At 68.8% G+C, this 22,056-nt stretch carries 17 protein-coding genes; 12 read left to right on the top strand and 5 right to left on the bottom strand.

Translation table 11 applies throughout. From position 1 onward, the window contains the following. Nucleotides 1-25 precede the first annotated feature (25 nt). From ACOQFS_RS03030 to ACOQFS_RS03010, 5 genes are all read left to right on the top strand, one after another. Entirely contained in the window at nt 26-1,006 is a 981-nt protein-coding gene (locus ACOQFS_RS03030) for a Rieske 2Fe-2S domain-containing protein (RefSeq protein ID WP_421561496.1), read from the top strand. Further along, nucleotides 1,006-2,058: an adenosine deaminase gene (locus ACOQFS_RS03025; protein ID WP_421561495.1), complete on the top strand. Its 1,053-nt coding sequence runs from the start codon at nt 1,006-1,008 to the stop codon at nt 2,056-2,058. Before ACOQFS_RS03030 ends, ACOQFS_RS03025 begins: the two co-directional genes overlap by 1 nt. Nucleotides 2,059-2,150: 92 nt before the next feature. Then, nucleotides 2,151-3,449, top strand: a complete 1,299-nt coding sequence (guaD, locus tag ACOQFS_RS03020) for a guanine deaminase (RefSeq protein ID WP_421561494.1) — start codon at nt 2,151-2,153, stop codon at nt 3,447-3,449. A 45-nt stretch (nt 3,450-3,494) separates the two neighbouring features. Continuing rightward, nucleotides 3,495-4,067, top strand: coding sequence for a dCTP deaminase (gene dcd / locus ACOQFS_RS03015; protein ID WP_421561493.1), 573 nt, complete (start codon nt 3,495-3,497; stop codon nt 4,065-4,067). Nucleotides 4,068-4,249: 182 nt separating this feature from the next. Beyond that, nucleotides 4,250-4,765: a hypothetical protein gene (locus tag ACOQFS_RS03010; RefSeq protein ID WP_421561492.1), complete on the top strand. Its 516-nt coding sequence runs from the start codon at nt 4,250-4,252 to the stop codon at nt 4,763-4,765. A gap of 25 nt (nt 4,766-4,790) precedes the next feature. Here the strand turns inward: ACOQFS_RS03010 and ACOQFS_RS03005 are convergent, their stop codons facing one another. The 3 genes from ACOQFS_RS03005 to pcp all read right to left on the bottom strand — a co-directional run bounded on the left by ACOQFS_RS03005 (nt 4,791) and on the right by pcp (nt 8,215). Continuing rightward, nucleotides 4,791-6,491, bottom strand: coding sequence for a sensor domain-containing diguanylate cyclase (locus ACOQFS_RS03005; RefSeq protein ID WP_421561491.1), 1,701 nt, complete (start codon nt 6,489-6,491; stop codon nt 4,791-4,793). Continuing rightward, on the bottom strand, nt 6,488-7,444 hold the full coding sequence (locus ACOQFS_RS03000; RefSeq protein WP_421561490.1) for a delta(1)-pyrroline-2-carboxylate reductase family protein: 957 nt from the start codon (nt 7,442-7,444) through the stop codon (nt 6,488-6,490). Before ACOQFS_RS03000 ends, ACOQFS_RS03005 begins: the two co-directional genes overlap by 4 nt. Nucleotides 7,445-7,555: 111 nt before the next feature. Further along, a complete protein-coding gene (gene pcp / locus ACOQFS_RS02995) occupies nt 7,556-8,215 on the bottom strand; it encodes a pyroglutamyl-peptidase I (protein ID WP_421561489.1) in 660 nt (219 codons plus the stop codon). A gap of 129 nt (nt 8,216-8,344) precedes the next feature. Between pcp and ACOQFS_RS02990 the strand changes: the two genes are divergently transcribed. From ACOQFS_RS02990 to ACOQFS_RS02980, 3 genes are all read left to right on the top strand, one after another. Further along, entirely contained in the window at nt 8,345-9,223 is an 879-nt protein-coding gene (locus ACOQFS_RS02990) for a neutral zinc metallopeptidase (RefSeq protein WP_421561488.1), read from the top strand. Nucleotides 9,224-9,254: 31 nt separating this feature from the next. Beyond that, entirely contained in the window at nt 9,255-11,417 is a 2,163-nt protein-coding gene (locus ACOQFS_RS02985) for a SulP family inorganic anion transporter (protein ID WP_421561487.1), read from the top strand. 354 nt (nt 11,418-11,771) lie between these two features. Beyond that, nucleotides 11,772-13,277 carry a DEAD/DEAH box helicase gene (locus ACOQFS_RS02980; protein WP_421561486.1) on the top strand — a complete coding sequence of 502 codons (1,506 nt, stop codon included), beginning with the start codon at nt 11,772-11,774 and terminating at the stop codon, nt 13,275-13,277. Between the two features lie 124 nt (nt 13,278-13,401). Here the strand turns inward: ACOQFS_RS02980 and ACOQFS_RS02975 are convergent, their stop codons facing one another. Next, nucleotides 13,402-14,244 (bottom strand): symmetrical bis(5'-nucleosyl)-tetraphosphatase, encoded by an 843-nt coding sequence (locus ACOQFS_RS02975; protein ID WP_421561485.1) that lies wholly within the window; start codon nt 14,242-14,244, stop codon nt 13,402-13,404. Nucleotides 14,245-14,789: 545 nt separating this feature from the next. On the opposite strand from ACOQFS_RS02975, the gene ACOQFS_RS02970 reads away from it, so the two are divergent. Then, nucleotides 14,790-15,092 (top strand): H-NS histone family protein, encoded by a 303-nt coding sequence (locus tag ACOQFS_RS02970; RefSeq protein WP_421561484.1) that lies wholly within the window; start codon nt 14,790-14,792, stop codon nt 15,090-15,092. A gap of 188 nt (nt 15,093-15,280) precedes the next feature. On the opposite strand, the gene ACOQFS_RS02965 is transcribed toward ACOQFS_RS02970, so the two are convergent. Then, nucleotides 15,281-16,180: a helix-turn-helix domain-containing protein gene (locus ACOQFS_RS02965; RefSeq protein WP_421561483.1), complete on the bottom strand. Its 900-nt coding sequence runs from the start codon at nt 16,178-16,180 to the stop codon at nt 15,281-15,283. A gap of 142 nt (nt 16,181-16,322) precedes the next feature. Here ACOQFS_RS02965 and ACOQFS_RS02960 point away from each other — a divergent pair, with 142 nt between their 5' ends. The 3 genes from ACOQFS_RS02960 to ACOQFS_RS02950 form a co-directional block, all read left to right on the top strand. Further along, complete coding sequence (locus ACOQFS_RS02960; protein ID WP_421561482.1) at nt 16,323-16,730, top strand: hypothetical protein; 408 nt, start codon at nt 16,323-16,325, stop codon at nt 16,728-16,730. 191 nt (nt 16,731-16,921) lie between these two features. Further along, complete coding sequence (locus tag ACOQFS_RS02955; protein ID WP_421561481.1) at nt 16,922-19,861, top strand: aconitate hydratase; 2,940 nt, start codon at nt 16,922-16,924, stop codon at nt 19,859-19,861. A gap of 159 nt (nt 19,862-20,020) precedes the next feature. After that, the coding region (locus ACOQFS_RS02950; RefSeq protein ID WP_421561480.1) for a PAS domain S-box protein at nt 20,021-22,056 on the top strand (2,036 nt) is incomplete at its 3' end.

Genomic DNA, 22,056 nt, shown 5'->3' with positions numbered 1-22,056 from the left:
GTTTTTGGTGTGACAGGAGAATCCGATGGTGGAGCGCAGTCTGTGGCACCCGGTGGCGCTGGCGGGCGAGGTGGCGCAGGCCCCGGTGGCCGTGCAGGTGCTGGAGCAGCCCGTGGTGCTGTGGCGCGATGCCGAGGGCGCCGTGCGCGCCTTTGCCGACCAGTGCCCGCACCGCGGCGCGCGGCTGTCGCTGGGCCGCGTCACGGCGGCGGGGCGGCTGGAATGCCCGTACCACGGCTGGCAGTTTGCAGCCAGTGGCCAGTGCACCCACGTGCCTGCCTTGCCAGCATTTGTGCCGCCGAGCGGCCATTGCGCGCGGGCGTTCGAGGCCTGCGAGGCCAACGGCCTGCTGTGGGTGCGGCTGGCCCCCGGCGACACACCGCCGCCTGCGTTTGCGGCCGAAGACGATGCGCGCCTGCGCAAGCTCCACTGCGGCCCCTACGACGTGGCCGCCAGCGCGCCGCGCATCATCGAGAATTTTCTCGACATGTCGCACTTCGGATTCGTGCACGAAGGCTGGCTGGGCAGCCGCGATGCCACTGCCATCGACGACTACCGCGTGGAGCCCACGCCCACCGGGCTGCGGGCCACGGGCTGCAAGGCCTGGCAGCCACAGTCCAGCCTGCACGCCACCGCACCCGCGCAGGTCGAATACACCTACGAGGTCACCGCGCCCTATGCCGCCGTGCTGACCAAGGTGCCCGAGACCGGCACCACGGCGGTGGACGGCTGGCGCGAATCGATTGCGCTGTTCATCTGCCCCATGACGCCCGTGCACAGCCGGGTGTGGTTCCGCCTGGCCGTGGCCGATTTCGAATCGCCCGACGAGAAACTGCAGGCCTTTCAGCACACCATCTTCACGCAGGACCAGCCGGTGCTGGAGTCGCAAATGCCGCAGCGCCTGCCGCTCGACCTGCGCGCAGAGTTGCATACCGCTGCCGACAAGGCATCATCCGCCTACCGCCGCTTTCTGCGCCAGCGCGGCATCACCTTCGGAGTCTGCTGATGTTCAAAGTCCCGCCCATTTCTGCCGAGCGCCTGCCCGGCCTGCTGCGCGCCATGCCCAAGGCCGAGCTGCACATCCACATCGAAGGCTCGCTGGAGCCCGAGCTGATCTTCGCGCTGGCACAGCGCAATGGCCTGAGCCTGCCGTATGCCGATGTGGAGGCGCTGCGCAGCGCCTACGCATTCACCAACCTGCAGAGCTTTCTGGACATCTACTATGCCGGTGCCAGCGTGCTGCTGCACGAGCAGGACTTCTACGACATGGCCCAGGCCTACCTGCGCCGCGCGGCAGAGGACAACGTGCTGCATGCCGAGATCTTCTTCGACCCGCAGACCCACACCGAGCGCGGCGTGGCCATCGAGACCGTGATCAACGGCCTGCACCGCGCCTGCGCGGATGCGCGCCACGAGCTGGGCATCAGCGCCACGCTGATCCTGTGCTTTCTGCGGCACCTGAGCGAGGAGTCGGCCTTCGAGACGCTGGAGCAGGCCATGCCCCTGCTCGACAAGATCGTGGGCGTAGGCCTGGACAGCAGCGAGGTCGGCCACCCGCCCGAGAAGTTCGCCCGCGTGTTCGCACGCTGCCGCGAGTTGGGCCTGCACCTCGTGGCGCACGCGGGCGAGGAGGGGCCGCCGGCCTATATCTGGAGCGCGCTCGACGTGCTCAAGGTCGAGCGCATCGACCACGGCGTGCAGGCGGTGCACGACGCGGCGCTGATGCAGCGGCTGGCCCAGGACCGCATTGCGCTCACCGTGTGCCCGCTGTCCAACCAGAAGCTGTGCGTGTTCCCCAACCTGGCGGACCACAACCTGGGCCAGCTGCTCGATGCCGGGCTGGCGGCCACCGTCAATTCGGACGACCCGGCGTACTTCGGCGGCTACATCAACGAGAACTTCACGCAGGTGTTTGCCGCAACCGGCCTCACGCCCAAGCATGCCTACCAGCTGGCCTTCAACAGCTTCGAGGCCAGCTTCGCGGGCAATGCCGACAAGCGGGTGTGGGAGCACAAACTGAAGGACTTTTTTGAGCGGTGCGTGGAGCACGACTACTGATCCCGCCAAATCGCGCCAGACCCTGATCCCCCCATACTGACTATGGGCCGCGCTGTATGCGCAGGGCGCTGGCTCCCGCTAAGCTCGCCCCCATGCCTGTATACCGATCAGCCCTGCTGCGCTTTGCCGACGACGGCCGCGCCCTGTACGACGAAGACGGCCTGCTGGCCATAGGCCCTGATGCCCTGGGCCGCCAGCGCGTGCTGGCCGCGGGCGCCTGGCAAGCGCTTGCGCCCCAGTTTGCGGGGGAGCCCGTGGTGCACCTGCCCGGTCGCATCATCGCGCCGGGTTTTGTGGACATGCACATCCACTTTCCGCAGACCGACGTGATCGGCTCGCCCGCCGACGGCCTGCTGCCCTGGCTCGAAAACTACACCTTCCCGCACGAGTCGCGTTTTGCGGACCCGGCCTACGGCGCTCAGGTTGCCAGCTTCTTTATCGACGAGCTGCTGCGCAACGGCGTGACCACGGCGCTGATCTTCGCCACGTCGCACCCCGCGTCGGTGGACGCGCTGATGGCCGAAGCGCAACGGCGCCAGATGCGCCTCATCACCGGCAAGGTGCTGCAAGACCGCCACTCGCCCGACGGCGTGCGCGACGAGACCGTGCAGAGCCTGGTCGACACCGAGGCGCTCATCCAGCGCTGGCATGGCGTGGACCGCCTGGGCTATGCCATCACGCCGCGCTTTGCGCCCACCAGCACGCCCGAGCAGCTGCGCGGCGCGGGCGAACTGGCGGCGCGCTACCCCGCCGTGTGGATCCAGTCGCATGTGGCGGAAAACCTCGACGAGATCCGCTGGGCGCGCGAGCTGTTTCCGGCCTCGCGCAGCTACCTGGGCGTGTACGACGACTTCGGCCTGATGCGCGAGCGGGCGGTGTACGCGCACTGCATCCACTTCGACGACGAAGACCGCGCGCTGATGAAGCGCACGGGCGCCACGGCGGCCGTCAGCCCCACCAGCAACCTGTTTTTGGGCAGCGGCTTTTTTGACTACGCCGGGGCCGACCGCGTGGGTTTTGGCTACGGCCTGGCCAGCGACGTGGGGGGCGGCACCAGCTTCAGCCCGTTCAAGACCATGATGGCCGCGTACTACGTGGGCCGCGAGGGACAGACCAAGCAGGGCCTGAGCCTGTCGCCCCAGCAGCTGTGGTGGCAGCACACGGCGGGCGCTGCCCGGGCGCTGGGCCTGGCTGGCGTGGTGGGTAACCTGCAGCCCGGCTGCGAGGCCGATTTTGTGGTGCTGAACCCTCAGGCCACGCCGCTGCTGGCGCGCAAGACGGGCCAGGCGCGCAACCTGGAAGAGCTTTTGTTTGCGCTGATCGTGCTGGGTGACGACCGGGTGGTGCAAGAAACCGTGATTTCTCAAGCAAAATACGCCCTTGGCGCTTGATCATCAAGCGCCAGCAGCTATCAAAACTATAGTGAAAGGCGCAGCATGAGCATCAAGAGCGACCGATGGATCCGCCGCATGGCCGACGAGCACGGCATGATCGAGCCCTTCGAGCCCGGCCAGGTGCGCGAGGTCGAGGGCCGCAAGATCATCAGTTACGGCACCAGCAGCTACGGGTACGACATCCGCTGTGCGCCTGAATTCAAGGTGTTCACCAACATCCACAGCACCGTGGTGGACCCCAAGAACTTCGACGAAAAGAGCTTTGTCGATTTCGAAGGCGACAGCTGCATCATCCCGCCCAACAGCTTTGCGCTGGCGCGCACCGTCGAATATTTCCGCATTCCGCGCAACGTGCTCACCATCTGCCTGGGGAAAAGCACCTATGCGCGCTGCGGCATCATCGTCAACGTCACCCCCTTCGAGCCCGAGTGGGAAGGCTACGTGACGCTGGAGTTTTCCAACACCACGCCGCTGCCCGCGCGCATCTACGCCGGCGAGGGCTGCGCCCAGGTGCTGTTCTTCGAAAGCGACAAGGACGATGTCTGCGAAGTCAGCTACCGCGACCGGGGCGGCAAGTACCAGGGCCAGGTGGGCGTGACGCTGCCCAAGGCCTGACAGGGGGCGCCCCGTCCGCACCGCCGATGTGCGCACTCAGCGGACAGGCCATCCCGCGCGGCGCTGCGCCAGCGTCCTACACCCCCATGGCCCGTTGGCCGAAATGCAACGGGGGGTAAGGTTCTTAGCATCGATGTCATGTTCCCGGCGCATGCTGGGTCGCATCGGAAAGGAGCCTTGCCATGTTGACTTTTTCATCCCCCTCGGCCGCACCGGCAGCGGTGCAGCCATCGGCAGCGGGCTGGATCGGCGCGCTGGCAGCACCCCTGGCTGCATGGTTCTCGGGGACTGCCCGGCCCGCGCGGCCGCAAGAGCGACCGGGTCTGGAGCCATCGGCCGACCGGCCTTCCGCCATCAAGCCCGTTGACGTCGCCGCTGCAGACCCTTGCGGCAGTGGCGCGTATCCGGGCGGCGCTGCGCCCTCTACCCCCGCGCCAGAAGCCGCGCCCGCAGCCGTCGCCACCTATTGGCCCTGCGAGCGGCTCAACGCCTTCATGCTCAAGATGGCGGCCCACGGGCGTTGCGTGAACGCCGCCATGATGCTGGGGCACCGCCCCTACGCCCGGCTGCAGCTGGCCGCCGCGCGGCAACTGCCCGACGACGGCCTGCATGCCTTGGCGGACGAGCTGCAAGCGTATTTCGATGCCCGGCCCGAGGTGGCTGCCGACGTGCTCAAGGATTCCGGCACGCTGCACTGAGCCTGCGGACCGGCAGGCGGCGGGCTCAGTCCGCCACGGCGACGCAGTTGCGGCCGTTGCGCTTGGCGTCGTACAGCGCGGCGTCGCTGCGGCGAATCAGGTCTGCGGCCTTTTCCTGCGCGTCGCGCAGGGCGGTGGCCCCGGCGCTGACGGTGATGGCGCCGACCACGGGGTCGTGCTGCGCCGCCATGGCGTCCACCAGCGCTTGTGCGGTGGCGCGGGCTCCCTCCAGGTCGGTGTCCGGCAGCAGCACCACAAATTCCTCGCCCCCCAGCCGGGCCACCACGTCGCAGGCGCGCAGGCGCTCCACCAGGGTGCGGGCCAGGCGGCGCAACACCTCGTCGCCCGCGTCGTGGCCGTGCGTGTCGTTCACACGCTTGAAATGGTCCACGTCGACCGCCACCAGGCTCAAGGGCCGCCCGCTACGGCGCGCGACAGCCATGGCAAATTCCATTTGCGCTTCAAACCCGCGCCGGTTGAGCAGCCCGGTCAGCGCGTCCGTGCGGGCCTGCAGGTCCAGCGCGCGGTTGGCGGCTTCCAGTTCCAGCGTACGCTGCCGCACGGTTTCTTCCATCGCCTCGCGTGCCGAGAGCAGGCGGTGCGTCATGCGGTTCAGCGCGCCCGACAGCTTCTGCACCTCGCGGTTGCTGCGCACGGACGGCAGGCGCGCGCCGGGTTGGCCGGCTTCCACGGCGCTGGCCGCGTCGGCCAGGTCGTCCAGGTCTTCGCTCAGGCGGCGCGCCGCCATCCATGCCAGCAACGAGGCGAACAGGGCGGCCACCACCCCCATGCCCAGCGCCATGCGCACGGTGTTGCGCGCCTCGGCAAATGCCAGCTCCACCGGCTGACGCGCCACGATGCGCCAGCCCAGGTCGCTGGCCGCATTGCGCGGCTGCAACTGGGTGGCCGCCGTGAGATAGCGGCGCCCGTCCCGCCAGGGCACCACGGCCGTGTCCACGTGGCCGCCATCGCGGTTGTTGTTGATGTTCACGCCCTCGGGCAGCTGCTGGCCCGCAGTCTGCAACGCGTGGGCCTGGGCGGCAGGCGCCAGAATCATGCGGCCCTCGCGGTCGAAGATGAAAAGCTCCAGCGCGTTGTTTTCCGACCGGGGCGGAGTCAGACTTTCCAGCACTTCGCGGGTCCACTCCCAGCTGCCGTGGATGCCCAGCACGCCCACGGTCTGCGCCCCGATGCGGATGGGCGCGGCAAAGTCCACAAAGCGGTAAGGCTCGCCGGAGGCCAGCGGCGGCAACAGGGCTTCGAGCAGCTTGGCCGGGTGCACGTCGCCCACGTGGCCCTGCTCCAGCCCCGCCTGGAACCAGGGGCGCTGGGCCACGCTCTGGCCTTCGAGCATGCCGTTCGTGGCCGACCGCACCACGCCGTTGGCATCCGCCACCCCGATCCACAGGTTGTTGGGGTGCATGGCCTGCGCGCGTGCCAGCATGTGCCGCGCCTCGGGCGTGTCGAGCCCGTGGGACCAGACCTGGGCCGAGCTGGCCAGCACTTCCGCCTCCAGGCTGCGCTCCATCAGGCCATTGGCCAGCAGCGTGCCGGCGTTCTCGGCCACGATCTGCAGCGCCACACCTGCATCGCGCTGCAGCCTTTGCTTGAGCAGCTCGCCAAACGCCAGCGAAAGCAGCACGGACACCAGCACCACCAGCGATCCGAAAACCAGCGCGAGCTGCACGCGCAGGCTCTGGTCCGAAAAGCGGGCTTGCCACATCATGGCGCGGCCGGGTCTTTTTCGGCCGGGGTGGGCGCCCCCGTCCGCAGCGCGAGCCGTGCGGCAGCCAGGTCCCAGCCCGCCCAGCCGCAGCCCTTGAACAGCACCGGCCCCGGCCGCGCCGTGAACGGGCCGCGCACCACGTCGCGCAGCGTGGGAACCGCCGCCAGGCTGATGCCCGCACGCAGCAGGTCGCCCGCCTCGTGGGCGGCCTCCTCGGTGTCCACGGCCAGCTGCCCGTGCAGCGCCAGATGGGTGCACAGCGCGGCCGACAGTTCGGCCTGTTCGGGGGTGTAGGCGCCCACGGCGGCGATGAAGGCATCCTCGCGCGGCAGGGCCGTGAGCACCACCTGCTGCGCGGGGGTGCAGGTGGCGACCAGCGGGCAGTGGGGCAAGGCGGCGTCGGCGTCGTCCACCACGCGCGCCGTGGCGCCCAGCGCCCGCACCTGCCGGGCCATGGCGTCGGCGCTGGCTGCGCTGCGCGAAACGATCCACACCTCCTGCACGCCCAACCCCTCGATGAAGGCCTGTGCGTGCGCGGTGCCCTGCACGCCGGCGCCCACCACCAACAGCGGGCCTTCTGCCCGGGGCGCAAGGCGCTGCGCCGCCAGCAACGACACGGCAGCGGTGCGGCGCGCGGTGACGGTGGGGCCGTCCAGCACCAGGCGGCGCTCGCCGGTGGCGACATCGAACACCACCACATCGCCCTGGATGGACGCGCGGCCCGTGCCCGCGTTGGCGGGGGTCAGCGTGATCAGCTTGGTCATCGCCACCTGCTGGTCGGACGCGGGCATCACGAACAGATGCGCGCCCCCGGCCAGGCCCACCACGCTGCGCGGCGGCACCACCACGGTGCTGTCCTGCAGCAGGGCGGCAATTTCGTCGGCCAGCGCACGCCAGGGCAGGCAGGCGGCGGTGGCGTCGGCATCCAGCGAGCCGGAGAGAGGGGAAGACATGCCAGGAACTCTACACAGCGCCCGCCAAGGCCAGAAGCGGGCAAATCCTGAGAACCATGGGACGATCCAAGGCTGGGGCCGGGAAACGCATGGATTCCGCCGGTTGAAACGTCAGTGCAGGGCGCCGGCGCCCAGGGGCCAGTCGTGCGGGTTCAGTGCCGCAGCCCACAGCGCGGCGTGCACACCCCTCACCATGTCGCGCAGCGGCAGGCCCGGGGTGCCCTGCCGGGGCAGCCAGGGCACGTGCATGAAGCCGCCCCGCGCCCCGGCGGGCCCGGCACCGCCCGCCAGCAGGTGCAACAGGCCGTACATCACGTGGTTGCATACGAAGGTGCCGGCCGTCTGCGACACCTCGCCCGGCACGCCGGCCTGCTGCACGGCGCGCGCCATGGCCTTGATCGGCAGGGTGGCGAAATACGCCGCCGGGCCGTCCGGCACCACCGGCGTGTCGATGGGCTGGTGGCCCTGGTTGTCGGCAATGCGCGCATCGTTGATGTTGATGCCCACGCGCTCCAGCGACAGCGCGCCGCGCCCGCCCGCCTGGCCCAGGCACAGCGTGATCGCGGGCTGGTGCCGCGCGAGCAGCGCCTGCAGGTGCACGAGCGACGCGCCGAACACCGTGGGCAGTTGGGCCGCCACCACCCCATGCCCGGCGACGTTCTGGCCGTGCAGCGCCTGCGCAATGAGCCAGCTGGGGTTTTCGGTGTCGCCGCCGAAGGGGTCGAAGCCGGTAAGCAGGATCACGGGGCCGTGCAGTGGGTCAGGGAGCATGGGGAACAAGCAGCCGTGGGCAGGCGCCGATGGTAACGGCCCACCGCCACCGGACGCCACCGGGCGCCGCCCGCGCGTAACATGCGGCCCAGGCAGGCCCCGCACACCGGGGCGCGTGGGAGATGCGGCATGAAATGGGAAGGCAATCGCCAGTCGGACAACGTGGAAGACCGCCGTGGCGGCGGCGCAGGAGGCGGGGCGCCGATCTTCGGGGGCCGCAGCATCGGCATCGGCACCATCGTCGTCGCCCTGGTGGGGGGCTGGGTGCTGGGCATCAACCCGCTGACCCTCCTGGGCCTGCTCAGTGGGGGCGGCCCGCCCGCCCAGGTGCAGACCCAGGGCCCCGCGCAGCGCCCACCGGCCGATGACACCCTGGCCCGGTTCGTGTCCACCGTGCTGGCCGACACCGAGGACGTGTGGGGCGGGCTGTTCCGCCAGGGCGGTGGCCGCTACCAGGAGCCGCGGCTGGTGCTGTTTCGCGGCGCCACGCCCACCGCCTGCGGCACGGGGCAGGCGGCGATGGGGCCGTTCTACTGCCCAGCCGACCAGAAGGTGTACATCGACCTGGGCTTCTACGAAACCCTCAAGAACCGCCTCGGCGCGCCCGGCGACTTTGCCCAGGCCTATGTGATTGCCCACGAGGTGGGTCACCATGTGCAGAACCAGCTGGGCATCAGCGGCAAGGTGGACCAGATGCGCGGCCGCGTGAGCAAGGCCGAGTACAACGCGCTGTCGGTGCGGCTGGAGCTGCAGGCCGACTGCTTTGCCGGCGTGTGGGCCCACCATGCGCAGAACGCGCGCCAGATCCTGGAGCAGGGCGATGTGGAAGAGGCCATGAACGCGGCAGCCAAGATCGGTGACGACGCGCTGCAGCGCGCCCAGGGCGGCGCTGTGGTGCCCGAGAGCTTCACCCATGGGACCAGCGCGCAGCGCCAGCGCTGGTTTCGCAACGGCCTGCAGAACGGCAGCGTGAAGGGCTGCGACACGTTCTCGGCCGCCAGCCTGTAGCGGGCTGCCGTCCACAACCTGCGGGCCTGTCATGCGGTCTCCCGCCCTCGCCGAACCCTCCGCAGCGCCTGGCGCCAGCCCGGGCGGCGTGGCGGCCGCGTGGTCGGCCGCGGCGGTCACCGTGCCGCATGCGGTGGGGCTGGGCCTGCTGGCTTTTGCACCGCTGGCGGCCGAGCATTCGCTGGCCGCGCTTGCGCTGTGGTCTGCGGCGCTGCCGGGCCTGCTGCTCACCCTGGTGCTGCCGCGCCCGGGCGTGGTGTATGCGCCGACCACCGTGGTGGCCTTGCTGTTTGCCGCCGTGCTGGCCACCGCCCACGGCGCCGCACCCGCGCTGGGGCTGAGCGCCCGGCAGGTGCTGGCCGTGAGCGGGGCCACGGTGGCGCTGGCCTTTGTCTTCCAGTGGTTGCTGGGGGTGTTGCGGCTGGCCTCGGTGGCGCGGTTTCTGCCCATTTCGGTCACGCACGGCTTTGCGGCGGGCGTGGGCCTGTCGATGGTGCTGGGGCAGGTGCACAACGGGTTTGGTGCCGGCGCGGACATGGCCTGGGATGTGCGCACCGCCTGGCATGCGCTGGCCGCCGTGGGCGTGGTGGCGCTGGCCTGGGCGCTGCGCCGCCGCTGGCCGCACATGCCGGGCCTGCTCACGGCCGTGGTGCTGGTGGCGCTGGCGGTGGCCGTGGCGGGTCTGTGGGGCCAGGGCCTGGACGCGGTGTTTGCGCGCGCCGCGCCGCCCAGCGCGTTCGCGTGGCCCCTGTGGCCCGACTGGACGGGCATCCCCTGGCTGGCGCTGGCGCGCGAACAGGGACCGGCGCTGGTGGTGCTGGCGCTGCTGATGGCGCTGGTCAACAGCCTCGAAATACTCGTCTTCAACCAGGAACTGGAGCTGGACCACGGCCTGCGCGGCAACGCCAACCTGGCGCTCAGGCGCGAGAGCCTGCTGGGCGCGCTGTGCGGGCTGGTGGGCATGATCCCCGCGTCCACCAGCGCATCGCGCTCGCGCATCGTGCTGGCGCAGGCCGGGGCTGAGCGCAGCGCACTGGCCCGCAGCCCGCGCTGGCACGCCGGCATCATGCTGGGCGTGGCCGTGACGGGCGCCTGGTGGCTGCACTGGGTGCCCATGGCCTGCCTGGCGGGCGGGCTGGTGCTGGCCGGGTTGCTGCAGGTGCCGGGCCTGATGTGGTCGTGGCGCTATGCGCGCCGTTCGCGGGTGACCTGGGCGCAGAGCTGGCTGGTGGCGCTGGTGTTTGCGGTGATGGGGGGCGTGGGCGCGCTGGTGGCCGGGCTGGTGGTGGCCACCTTTGTGCTGCTGCACGACTCGGCCGCCAAGGTGCTGCGCCATGTGCGGCTGGAGGGCGAGCTGCGATCGCGCCGCTTGCGCCGCGCGGGCTCGGACGTGTGGCTCGCGCCGCGCATGAACCAGGTGGCGGTGTTCGAGCTGCAGGGCGTGATGTCGTTCGGCGTGGCCGCCCACCTGGCCGAGCAGGTGCGGCTGATGCTGCAGCCTCGCCACCGCTGGGTGATCCTGGATGCCAGCCGCGTGCCCGCGTGGGACAGCACGGCCCTGGCCCAGCTGCGCGCGCTGTTGCGCGACCTGGGCCAGCAAGGCGTGGCGGCCGCCGTGGCGGCGCTGGACCGGACGGCCGCCGAGCACGCGGGCGAGCAGGTGCGCAGTTTTGCCGACCTGGACCGGGCGCTGGAATGGGCCGAGGCCGGCATCCTGTCGCAGCGCCCGCTGCAGGACCGCCCCGCGCGCCCCGAGACCGACCTGCTGGGCGAGATCGGCGAGGGCGTGCCGCGCGAGGCGGCCGAGGCGCTGCTGGCGGTGCTGCAGCACACGACCGTGCCTGCGCAAGGGGTGGTGTTCAACGCGGGCGACACCGACCACGACCTGCTGGTGGTGCAGTCGGGCCACATCATGCTGGTCACGCAGTGGCCGCCCGACCAGGGCCTGCGCCTGGCCACCGTGGGCCCCGGCATGGCGTTTGGCGAGATGGCTTTTCTGAACGGCGCCGCACGCACCGCCAGCGCCGGGGTGGAGCGCGGCACGGCGCACCTCGTGCGGCTCACGCGCGCCGACTTCGACGCGTGGGCGGCCCGGCACCCGGCGGCTGCGCTCACGGTGATGAATAACCTCGCCCAGATCGGGGCGAGGCGCCTGGCCGCCACCACGCGGCAGCTGCGGGCGGTGCTGGAATGAAATTCAATGCTTAAAATCCGCCTCAGCGCTTTATGAGTAACGGTTTGTAGCTATGAAAATTGTAGTAATGGACCACACAGGCGTGTGGCTGCAGGGCCTGCGGTAGCACATCCGTTGCCGCAAAAATCGGGTTTTGGGCCACCGGTGCGACAATAGGGGGCTCAGGCAACGCTGAACCAGCCCATTGCGCACGGCGCATTTCCATGCCGGGACCGGTTTGTGGCGTTGCAAATCCTTGGCGATCCCACCGCATAACACCGGTCATCGCTGCGGTTTGCGCCTTGCAGCCTGCCCGCCCGCCGGGCCTGCCACATTGCTCAGACATACCCGGCGTCGCCTAGAAACACGCTTTCAATGACAACTTCCTTTTCGAATCTTTCGCTGGCCGAGCCGCTGGCGCGTGCCGTGGCCGAGATGGGCTACGAGTCCATGACGCCCATCCAGGCGCAGGCCATTCCGGTGGTGCTGACCGGCCAGGACGTGATGGGCGCCGCGCAGACCGGCACCGGCAAGACGGCCGCGTTCTCGCTGCCGCTGCTGCAGCGCCTGCTCAAGCACGAGAACAGCTCCACCTCGCCCGCCCGCCACCCGGTGCGCGCCCTGGTGCTGCTGCCCACGCGTGAGCTGGCCGACCAGGTGGCCCAGCAGATCGCGCTGTATGCCAAGCACACCAAGCTGCGCAGCACCGTGGTGTTCGGCGGCATGGACATGAAACCCCAGACCCTGGAGCTGAAAAAGGGCGTCGAGGTGCTGGTGGCCACGCCCGGCCGCCTGCTCGACCACATCGAGGCCAAGAACGCGGTGCTCAACCAGGTCGAATATGTGGTGCTCGACGAGGCCGACCGCATGCTGGACATCGGCTTTTTGCCCGACCTGCAGCGCATCCTGAGCTATCTGCCCAAGACCCGCACCACGCTGCTGTTCAGCGCCACCTTCTCGCCCGAGATCAAGCGCCTGGCCAGCAGCTACCTGCAAAACCCCATCACCATCGAGGTGGCCCGCCCCAACGAGACGGCGTCCACCGTGGAACAGCGCTTCTACAGCGCGGGCGACGATGACAAGCGCCGCGCCATCCACCAGGTGCTCAAGAGCCGCAGCATCAAGCAGGCCTTCATCTTCGTGAACAGCAAGCTGGGCTGCGCGCGCCTGGCCCGCAGCCTGGAGCGTGAGGGCCTCAAGACCGCCGCGCTGCACGGCGACAAGAGCCAGGACGAGCGCCTGAAGGCCCTGGAGGCGTTCAAAAAGGGCGAAGTCGACCTGCTGGTGTGCACCGACGTGGCTGCGCGCGGCCTCGACATCAAGGACGTGCCGGCGGTGTTCAACTTCGACGTGCCTTTCAACGCCGAGGACTACGTGCACCGCATCGGCCGCACGGGGCGCGCGGGCGCGTCGGGCCTGGCCGTGACGCTGGTGTCCGGCAGCGACACCCGCCTGGTGGCCGACATCGAAAAGCTCATCAAGAAGAAGATCGAGCTCGAAGCCATCGAGTACGACGAGGACCAGCCCCGGGGCCGCATCAACGACGGCCGCCGCGCCTGGCGTGAAGCGGGCGAGACGGGCGACGGGCGCGATGCCATCGGCGGCCCGCGCCGAGACCGCGAACGTGACCGCGACCATCGGGGAGGCCGCGAGTCCCGCGAGCCGCGTGACCAGCACCGGGGCTTCCGTCCCGCCCCGATCTCGCGCGACCCGTTTTTCGAGAAGCCCTACGAGGCCAGCGCGCCCGCGGACGCCGCCCCCGCCTGGGAGGCCACCAAGGCCGCGCCGCGCAGCAGCATCTCGGCCAACATCAAGCCCAAGCGCAAGGTGGCCGCGTTGTTCAAGGCGGTGGTGCAGCCTGAGAGTTCAGCCCAGTCCTGATTCAAATCTTGGGTCAAAACAAGGCCCAGCGCTTACTGGTTAAGCGCTGATAGCTATCAAAAAGGTAGCGTAACGCTGGCGGCCACGCGGCCCGCCTCCGTCCGTGCCAGCCGCTTCAGCCGCCTCAGCCCGGCTGCTGTGCCTGCTCGCAGTGCACCTGCAGCAACTCGCGCTCGGCCAGGGTGGTGCCAAAGCGCACGGCACTCAGGCAACCGCCCCACACGCAACCGGTGTCCAGCCCCAGCAGGTCGGGGCGGTTGAGCCCCCCCAGCGTGGACCAGTGGCCAAAGGCGATCACCGTGCCTGCCGTGCGCCGCCCCGGCACGTCGAACCACGGCATCAGGCCCGGGGGCGCGGCTTCGGCGCTTTCGGTGCTCTCGAAATCCATCACCCCGTCGGCGGTGCAAAGGCGCAGCCGCGTGAAGGCGTTCACGATCACGCGCAGCCGGTCGGTGCCGGTGAGGGCATCGCTCCATCGGTCGGGCGTGTTGCCGTACATGGTGTGCAGAAAGCCCGCGAGGCCGGGGCCGCGCAGCACCGCTTGCACCTCGTCGGCCAGGGCCAGCGCGTCGGCCGCCGTCCACGCGGGCAGCACACCGGCATGCACGATCAGCAAGGCCTGCCCGGCCAGGTCGTGCGAACGGGCCAGGGGCTGCTGGCGCAACCAGGCGAGCAGGGCCTCGCGGTCTGGCGCGTCGAGCACGCCGGCCAGCGTGTCGCGCCGCGAAGGCTTGCGGGCGCCCGCCGCAGCAGCCAGCAGGTGCAGGTCGTGGTTGCCCAGCACGCAGCGGATGGCGTCGCCATGGCGCATGCAGCGGCGCAGCACGGCGGCCGAATCGGGGCCCCGGTTGACCAGGTCGCCCAGCAGATACACCGTGTCGCGGCTCGCAGAAAAGCCGATTTCGTCCAGAAGCCGTACCAGCGCGCTGTCGCAGCCCTGGATATCGCCAATACAGTAAAGAGCCATGGATGTGATAAGGAGAGGGGGAATGCCGCACCGATTTTCGGTGCATTGTGGGTGCCCGGCGGGTTAAGGATGTCCTGCATAACCCTCGCGAGTGCGTGGTAGTGCTGATCGGGATGGGCCGCAAGGCGTCTTTTTGCAGCCAATAGCGCGGCTATTGGCAAGAAAAGCAACGTAGCGGACCGCCCGAGACGCGATATCACGGACCGCAGGGAGTTATGCAGGACATCCTTAAATCTGCAATTCACTGCAGATGCCCTGCGCCCCGGCGGTACGGGTTTCGGTGTGCGTCAGCGAAAATATTCCGAGTCATCCTGACGCTGCAGCGCTTGCACACCCATTCAGGCCGGCCCGATGCGAATGGTTTTTATCGGCCGCATATTGGAGCAGAACCCGCGGGCTCTTGCCCCTGCGCTGGGTTTGCCCGGCGGCGCTGCGCGGTAGGTAATGACCGCAGTGTGTGAAGATTTTTTTTCAATTGCCGCCCACGGCAGTGCAATATTCCTATAATCCGCCCGTCGTCCACCTTCTTTTAAATGCAATCCACCATGACCAGCTACAAAGAACTGTTGAAGCAGCGCGAAGCCCTCGAGCAACAAATCAACGAGGCACGTCGCCGTGAATTGTCGGACGCCGTGGCCCAGGTTCGCGCTCTGGTGGCAGAGCATGGTTTGACGGCACAAGATGTTTTCCCTGCCGGCAAGTCCGCAGGCAAAACCGGCCGCAGTTCCACCGCTGGCACCAAGGTTGCTCCCAAATACCGCGACCCCGCCACCGGTCAGACCTGGACAGGCCGTGGCAAGGCCCCCAAATGGATTCAAAACCAGGACCGCGAGAAGTTTGCGATTTAAGCGGCAAGGCGGCAAGGCGGTAAAGCAGCATTTGCGCCCACGCCGCGCAGAGCCAGAAGGTCCGCCAATTCGGCTTTCACTCCGTTGCCCAGAAAGCCCGCATCTGCGGGCATTTTTTACGGGCGGCCGATTATGCAGGCGGCCGGTTTGCGGCATCCGTGCTGCCGCAAGGACTGACGCGGCAGCCTTCAAGTTGATTCCGCATTCGCCGCGCCCTGCGGCGACATGCTGCGCAATACCCGTGCGGTGAATTCGTCGGCCGGAAAAAACGATTCCACCGCCAATTCCTGTAGCGTGACATCCACCGGCGTGCCGAATATGGTGGTGGTGCTGATCAGAGAGAGCATGCCATGCACGCTCTCAAAGCAAAAGGGCATTACCACGCCCAGCAATTCCCCCTCAAGCACCAGGGGGCTCGCGTCGACCGGAGCGGGATATTGCTGCAGTTCGGCCTGCAACGCGATCAGGGCGGGGTCGGCCGTGGCCTGTATTTGCTGGCGCAGGCGCTCGAACAAATGCGCGCGCCACTGGGCCAGGTTGGCAATGCGCGGCGCCAGCCCCTCGGGGTGCAGGCTCAGGCGAAACACGTTGATGGGCGGCGCCAGCAGCGCCGGGCTCACGTGGGCCGCCAGCAGCGCCTGGGCGGCCTGGTTGGCGGCCACCACGTTCCAGCAGCGGTCCAGCGCGATGGCGGGGCAGGGCTCGTGGCCCTTCAGCACCCATTCCACCGCCTGGCGCGCGGCGGCCAGCGCCGGGTCGTCCAGCGCGCGCTCGCGGTACATGGGCGCGTAGCCGGCCGCCGTCAGCAGGGCATTGCGCTCGCGCAGCGGGATGGCCAGGCGATCGCACAGGCGCAGCACCATGTCGCGGCTGGGGTTGGTGCGGCCCGTTTCCATGAAGCTCACATGCCGGGTCGAGATGTCGGCTTCGTCGGCCAGCTCCAGCTGGCTCAGGTGCCGCTGCTGGCGCCAGTTGCGCAGGTGGTCGCCGAACGATGCAGGCCCGGCGGGCGCCGAGCGGCGGGGCAGTGGATGCCGGGCCGCGCGTCGGGACGGGGCGGAGGAGGAGTTGGGCTGCGGGGAGGTCATGGCCGCAATCCTAGGCGCAAGGCGCGTGCGGGCCATTACCTCCCACGTCATCGACGCCGTGCGCAGCGCAGGCAACCATGCAGTCCGTATCCAGCGATTTCTTCCTTTTCATCAACGTTTTTTTCATCCCAAGGAGCCTGCCATGTTGAGCTTTCTCTCGTCCCCTGCCGTCCTGCGCGCTGTTGTCTGGTTCGATGCCTCTACGGGCGTGCTGCTGGGCGCGGCGCACCTGCTGCTCACCGCGCAGCTGGCCGACTGGCTGGGCCTGCCCGCGAACCTGCTGGTGGGCACCGGCGTGGCACTGCTGTGCTATGCCGCGCTGGCCGTGCGCATTGCCAGCGCGCGCAGCATGCCCCGCAGTCTGCTCGGGCTGCTGATCGCCTGCAACCTGGGCTGGGCGCTGGCCAGCCTGGTGCTGCTGGTGGCGGGCCCGGTGGCGCCCACGCTGCTGGGCCAGGCCTATTTGCTGGTGCATGTGGTGTCGGTGGCGCTGCTGGCCGAGCTGCAGTGGATGGGCGCGCGTCGCCTGCCCGGGCTGGCGGCGGCATAGCCTGCGCTCCGTTTGCTTTGCTTTTGATAGCTGCAAGCGCTTGATGGATAAGCGCTTGCGGCCATTTTCAGTGTTATTTTGTGAGAGGCTGAGGTGCACACCCTCAGCCTGCGTGCCTTTGAAGCCCCCACGATTGCGCCCCTCAGCGAGGCTGCCAGAATAGGCCTTGTTGCCTATCACAGGAGTTCGCCATGGCTGTTTCCGCCGCGTTGTCGCCAAAGCCCGCCCGCCACGCCTTTGCCAACACCCAGAAGACGTTCAGCACCGCGTCCGGCAAGGAGGGGCGGTTCTACTCGCTGCCGGCCCTCGCCCGGCAGTTCCCTGAAGTCAAGCGCCTGCCGGTGTCGATCCGCATCGTGCTCGAGTCGGTGCTGCGCAACTGCGACGGCCGCAAGGTGACGCCCGAACATGTGGAGCAGCTGGCCCGCTGGGCGCCCAACGGTGTGCGCACCGACGAGATTCCGTTCGTGGTCTCGCGCGTGGTGCTGCAGGATTTCACCGGCGTGCCGCTGCTGGCCGACCTGGCCGCCATGCGCAGCACGGCCGCGCGCCTGGGCAAGAGCCCCAAGAAGATCGAGCCCCTGGTGCCGGTGGACCTGGTGGTGGACCACTCGATCATGATCGACCACTACGGCAAGAAGAATTCGCTCGACCTGAACATGAAGCTCGAATTCCAGCGCAACCGCGAGCGCTATGAGTTCATGAAGTGGGGCATGCAGGCGTTCGACACGTTCGGCGTGGTGCCGCCGGGCTTCGGCATCGTGCACCAGGTGAATCTGGAATACCTGGCGCGCGGCGTGCACAAGAACAAGGAGAACCTCTACTACCCCGACACCCTGGTGGGCACCGACAGCCACACCACCATGATCAACGGCATCGGCGTGGTGGGCTGGGGCGTGGGCGGCATCGAGGCCGAGGCCGCCATGCTGGGCCAGCCGGTGTACTTCCTCACGCCAGACGTGGTGGGGTTTGAGCTCAAGGGCCAGCTGCGCGAGGGCGTGACGGCCACCGACCTGGTGCTCACCGTGACCGAGATCCTGCGCCGCCACAAGGTGGTGGGCAAGTTCGTCGAGTTCTTCGGCGAGGGCACGCGCACCCTGTCGCTGCCCGACCGCGCCACCATCGGCAACATGGCGCCCGAATACGGCGCCACCATGGGTTTCTTCCCCGTGGATGAAAAGACGCTGGACTATTTCAAGGGCACCGGGCGCACCAAGGCCGAGATCGAAGCGTTTGAAGCGTATTTCAAGGCGCAGGGCCTGTTCGGCGTGCCGCTGGCGGGCGAGATCGACTACACCCAGGTCGTCACGCTGGACCTCGGCACGGTCACCCCCAGCCTGGCCGGGCCCAAGCGCCCGCAGGACCGCATCGAGCTGGGCAACGTCTGCGCCCAGTTTGCCGATCTGTTCAGCAAGCCGAGTGCGCAGAACGGCTTCAACCGCCCGGCCGAGCTGCTGCACACGCGCCACCAGGTGCGCACCCGCGAGCTGCCCCCCGCCGCCGCCGCGCCCGAGGAAACGCCCGCCCCCACCGGCGCGCCGCGCTTTCTGGTCGAGATGGAGCAGAACAAGCCCACGCTGGCTGCCGCGCATGCCGAGGTGCCCGCCCAGCAGGCCAGCCGCGGGGGCGATGTGTCGGTGGGCAACGGCGACGTGCTGATCGCCGCCATCACCAGCTGCACCAACACCAGCAACCCCAGCGTGCTGCTGGCCGCAGGCCTCTTGGCCAAAAAGGCCGTGGAGGCAGGCCTCAAGGTCAAGCCGCACATCAAGACCTCGCTCGCGCCCGGCTCGCGCATCGTCACCGAATACCTCACGCAGACCGGCCTGCTGCCCTATCTGGAAAAGCTGGGCTTCGCCATTGCGGGCTACGGCTGCACCACCTGCATCGGCAACGCGGGCGACCTCACGCCCGAGCTGAACGAAGCCATCACCGGCAACGATCTGGTGTGCGCGGCCGTGCTGTCGGGCAACCGCAATTTCGAGGCCCGCATCCACCCCAACATCAAGGCCAACTTTCTGGCCAGCCCGCCGCTGGTGGTGGCCTACGCCATCGCCGGGACGGTGCTCAAGGACCTGATGACCGAGCCCGTGGGCAAGGGCCGGGGCGGCAAGGACATCTACCTGGGCGACATCTGGCCCAGCAGCGACGAGGTGCACGCGCTGCTGCAGTTCGCGATGAACGGCAAGGCGTTCCGCGAGAACTACGCCAAGGTGGCCTCCGACCCCGGAAAACTCTGGGAAAAGATCTCGGGCGTGAGCGGCAATGTCTACACCTGGCCCGCCAGCACCTACATCGCCGAACCCCCGTTTTTTCAGCAGTTTGCTATTGAAAAGGAAGCTACAAACTCAATACCAGAAAGCGCTGAAGGCCAAAAACAGGCCATACTTCCGTCCGTACTGGGCGCCCGCATCATGGCGCTGTTCGGCGACTCCATCACCACCGACCACATCTCGCCCGCAGGCTCGATCAAGGAAAGCTCGCCCGCCGGCCAGTGGCTGCTGCAGCACGGCGTGATGAAGCAGGACTTCAACAGCTACGGCGCGCGCCGGGGCAACCACGACGTGATGATGCGCGGCACCTTTGCCAATGTGCGCATCAAGAACCTGATGATCCCGCCGCAGCCCGATGGCTCGCGCGAGGAAGGCGGCGTCACGGTGTTCCAGAGCGAAGGCGCGCTGCACGGCGAGAAGATGTTCATCTTCGACGCCGCCATGCAGTACATGGCCCAGGGCACGCCCACGGTGATCTTCGCAGGCGAGGAATACGGCACGGGCTCCAGCCGCGACTGGGCGGCCAAGGGCACCCAGCTGCTCGGCATCAAGGCCGTGGTGGCGCGCAGTTTCGAGCGCATCCACCGCTCCAACCTGGTGGGCATGGGCGTGCTGCCGCTGCAGTTCAAGCCCGGCGAATCGTGGGAGACGCTGGGGCTGTCCGGCGACGAGGTGATCGACGTGGTGCCCGACCCCGCTCTCACCCCGCAAAGCGATGCCAGGCTGGTGATCCGCCGCGCCGACGGCACGCAAGAGGAGGTGACGGTGACCCTGCGCATCGACACCCCCATCGAGGTGGACTATTACCAGGCCGGCGGGATCCTGCCGTTCGTCTTGCGCCAGCTGCTGCAGGGCTGAGATCGTAAACACGTTCTGAGGCAGCTGCGGAAGGCTCGACGGGGCGCCAGCCCCGTCTTTCATGGTCTGCCCAGGCGTTGCGGTGGGGGCGCCAGGGCAGGGTTTGCCTGCGTGAAAAACAGCGTGAACAACCGCCTGTCTCGTCGATACACTTGCAGCGTGACCCCCGCACAGTCCACCCCCCCTCCGCTTGCGCGCTCCGAGCTGCAGGGCGCGCCGGCCTTCACCGTCGTGCTGGTTGTGACCTTGCTGGCCCTGGTGATCGTGCCCGTGGTGCAGATCCTCGGCCAGGGTGAAGGTGCGCAGCACGGTTTCGAGCCCTTCACCGAGCTGATGGCCGTGCTGCTAGGGCTGCTGGTCGTGTCGGTGTCCCTGCATACGCTGGACCTGCGCGAGCAGGCACGCGCCAACGTGCTGGTGGTCGGCTTCGGTCTGGCCGCCGCGTGCAATTTCCTGCACGGCGTGCTGGCGCATTCCACGCCGGTGCACATGCCCCCCGGCACCGCCCACATCTCGCTGTGGCTCAGCACCGTGGCGCGCGTGGCCGAGGTGGGCACGCTGCTGCTGACCGCGCTGCAGGTCACGGCGCGGGGGCCGGCGCGCCTCTGGCTTGCGGGGGCGGCGTGCGCCACCGTGCTCACGGTGGTTTCGGCGCTGGGGCCGTTGCCCGCATGGTTTGCGCAGGCGGCCGGCGGGGGGCTGCGCCAGGGACTGGCCCTGGCATTGGCGGCCGTGCTGGCCGCGTCGGCGGTGCTGCTGCTGCGCAATGCGGCCCCCCATGCGCAGCCGCGCGAGCGTGCCTTCGGCTGGGCGGCTGCCGTGTTCAGCGCTGGCGAGCTGACGGTGGCCCTGCTGAGCGGTCATTCGCCCATCGGCGGGCCGCTGGCGCATGTGCTGCGCGTGGTGGCCTACGCGCTGCTCTTCCAGGCGGTGTTCCATGCGGGCATCCGGCTGCCCTTTGCCCGCCTGCAGGAGGCCGAGGCGCGCGTGCGCGCGAGCGAGGGGCGCATGCTGCTGCTGGGCCGCAACCTGCCGCACAGCGTGCTCTTCCAGGCGGTGCGCGAGCTGGACGGCCGCGCGCGCTTCGTCCACATGGGCGAGGCCATCGAGCGGCTCAACGGCGTGCGCGTGGAAGATGTGCTGGCCGACCCGGACGTGCTGTACCGCCAGGTCCTGGAAGACGATCTGTTGCCGCTGCGCCGCGCGGAGCTGCAGTCCTTCCTGACCATGTCCAGCATGGAGATCGCCATCCGCGTGCGCCGCACCGATGGCGAGGTGCGCTGGATGCACCTCAGCTCGTCGCCCCGGCTGCTGGACGACGGCCGGGTGCTGTGGGACGGCGTGCAGACCGACATCACGGCCCACCACCAGGCCGAAGAGGCGGCCCATGCGCAGGAGGCGCTGATGGCCAACCTGCTGCGGCATGTGCCCGGCGGCGTGGCGCGCGTGGGCCGCGACATGCGCGTGCTGTACGTGAACGCCCAGCAGGCCGAATGGCTGGGCTGTTCGGCCGAGCAGGCCCAGGGCCAGCGGGTGCAGGACCTGATCTCGCCAGAGCTGCTGGCGCGCATGCAGCCGCACTTCGACAAGGCGTTTGCCGGCGAGACCACGGTGTTCGAAAGCCGCATCGACACGCCGGAGCTGACCATGTACCGGCACACCACCATCGCCCCCGAAAAGGTCACCGACCAGGGCGTGCCCGCCGTGGTGCTGTTTGCCTATGACCTGACCGACCTCAAGCGGGTGGAGGCCGAGCTGGAGGAGCAGAAGGCCCACCTCGTGCGCGTGGTCAATGCCATGCCGGACATGGTGTTCCTCAAGGATGTGAACGGCGTGTACCTGTCGGCGAACCCGGTGTTCGAGCGTTTTGCAGGGCGTCCCGAGCAGCAGATCGTGGGCCGCACCGACTACGAACTGACCTCTGCCGCAGAGGCCGACCAGTTCCGCAAGTACGACCAGCGCGCCATGCAGGCCTGGCAGCCCCTGGTGTATGAGGAAACGCTCACCTTTGCCGAAGACGGCTACCGGGGCCACTTCGAAACCATCAAGACCCCCATCCGCGACGTGCACGGCCGCGTGACCGGCGTGCTGGGCGTGTGCCGCGACATCACCGACCGCAAGCGCGCAGAGCAAGAGATCGAACGCCTGGCCTTCTACGACGCCCTGACCGGCCTGCCCAACCGCCGCCTGCTGCT

Source organism: Paracidovorax sp. MALMAid1276 (genome assembly GCF_049198005.1).
Classification (GTDB): Bacteria; Pseudomonadota; Gammaproteobacteria; order Burkholderiales; family Burkholderiaceae_C; genus Acidovorax.
Note: the sequence above shows the minus strand (reverse complement) of the source record. Positions and strands in the feature narration are given on the sequence as shown.

What these genes read in the sequence shown, in the direction of transcription:
- ACOQFS_RS03030 (WP_421561496.1), top strand. Translation starts at nt 26, where the DNA reads ATGGTGGAGCGCAGTCTGTGGCACCCGGTGGCGCTGGCGGGCGAGGTG.
- ACOQFS_RS03025 (WP_421561495.1), top strand. Translation starts at nt 1,006, where the DNA reads ATGTTCAAAGTCCCGCCCATTTCTGCCGAGCGCCTGCCCGGCCTGCTG.
- guaD (WP_421561494.1), top strand. Translation starts at nt 2,151, where the DNA reads ATGCCTGTATACCGATCAGCCCTGCTGCGCTTTGCCGACGACGGCCGC.
- dcd (WP_421561493.1), top strand. Translation starts at nt 3,495, where the DNA reads ATGAGCATCAAGAGCGACCGATGGATCCGCCGCATGGCCGACGAGCAC.
- ACOQFS_RS03010 (WP_421561492.1), top strand. Translation starts at nt 4,250, where the DNA reads ATGTTGACTTTTTCATCCCCCTCGGCCGCACCGGCAGCGGTGCAGCCA.
- ACOQFS_RS03005 (WP_421561491.1), bottom strand. Translation starts at nt 6,491, where the DNA reads ATGATGTGGCAAGCCCGCTTTTCGGACCAGAGCCTGCGCGTGCAGCTC.
- ACOQFS_RS03000 (WP_421561490.1), bottom strand. Translation starts at nt 7,444, where the DNA reads ATGTCTTCCCCTCTCTCCGGCTCGCTGGATGCCGACGCCACCGCCGCC.
- pcp (WP_421561489.1), bottom strand. Translation starts at nt 8,215, where the DNA reads ATGCTCCCTGACCCACTGCACGGCCCCGTGATCCTGCTTACCGGCTTC.
- ACOQFS_RS02990 (WP_421561488.1), top strand. Translation starts at nt 8,345, where the DNA reads ATGAAATGGGAAGGCAATCGCCAGTCGGACAACGTGGAAGACCGCCGT.
- ACOQFS_RS02985 (WP_421561487.1), top strand. Translation starts at nt 9,255, where the DNA reads ATGCGGTCTCCCGCCCTCGCCGAACCCTCCGCAGCGCCTGGCGCCAGC.
- ACOQFS_RS02980 (WP_421561486.1), top strand. Translation starts at nt 11,772, where the DNA reads ATGACAACTTCCTTTTCGAATCTTTCGCTGGCCGAGCCGCTGGCGCGT.
- ACOQFS_RS02975 (WP_421561485.1), bottom strand. Translation starts at nt 14,244, where the DNA reads ATGGCTCTTTACTGTATTGGCGATATCCAGGGCTGCGACAGCGCGCTG.
- ACOQFS_RS02970 (WP_421561484.1), top strand. Translation starts at nt 14,790, where the DNA reads ATGACCAGCTACAAAGAACTGTTGAAGCAGCGCGAAGCCCTCGAGCAA.
- ACOQFS_RS02965 (WP_421561483.1), bottom strand. Translation starts at nt 16,180, where the DNA reads ATGACCTCCCCGCAGCCCAACTCCTCCTCCGCCCCGTCCCGACGCGCG.
- ACOQFS_RS02960 (WP_421561482.1), top strand. Translation starts at nt 16,323, where the DNA reads ATGTTGAGCTTTCTCTCGTCCCCTGCCGTCCTGCGCGCTGTTGTCTGG.
- ACOQFS_RS02955 (WP_421561481.1), top strand. Translation starts at nt 16,922, where the DNA reads ATGGCTGTTTCCGCCGCGTTGTCGCCAAAGCCCGCCCGCCACGCCTTT.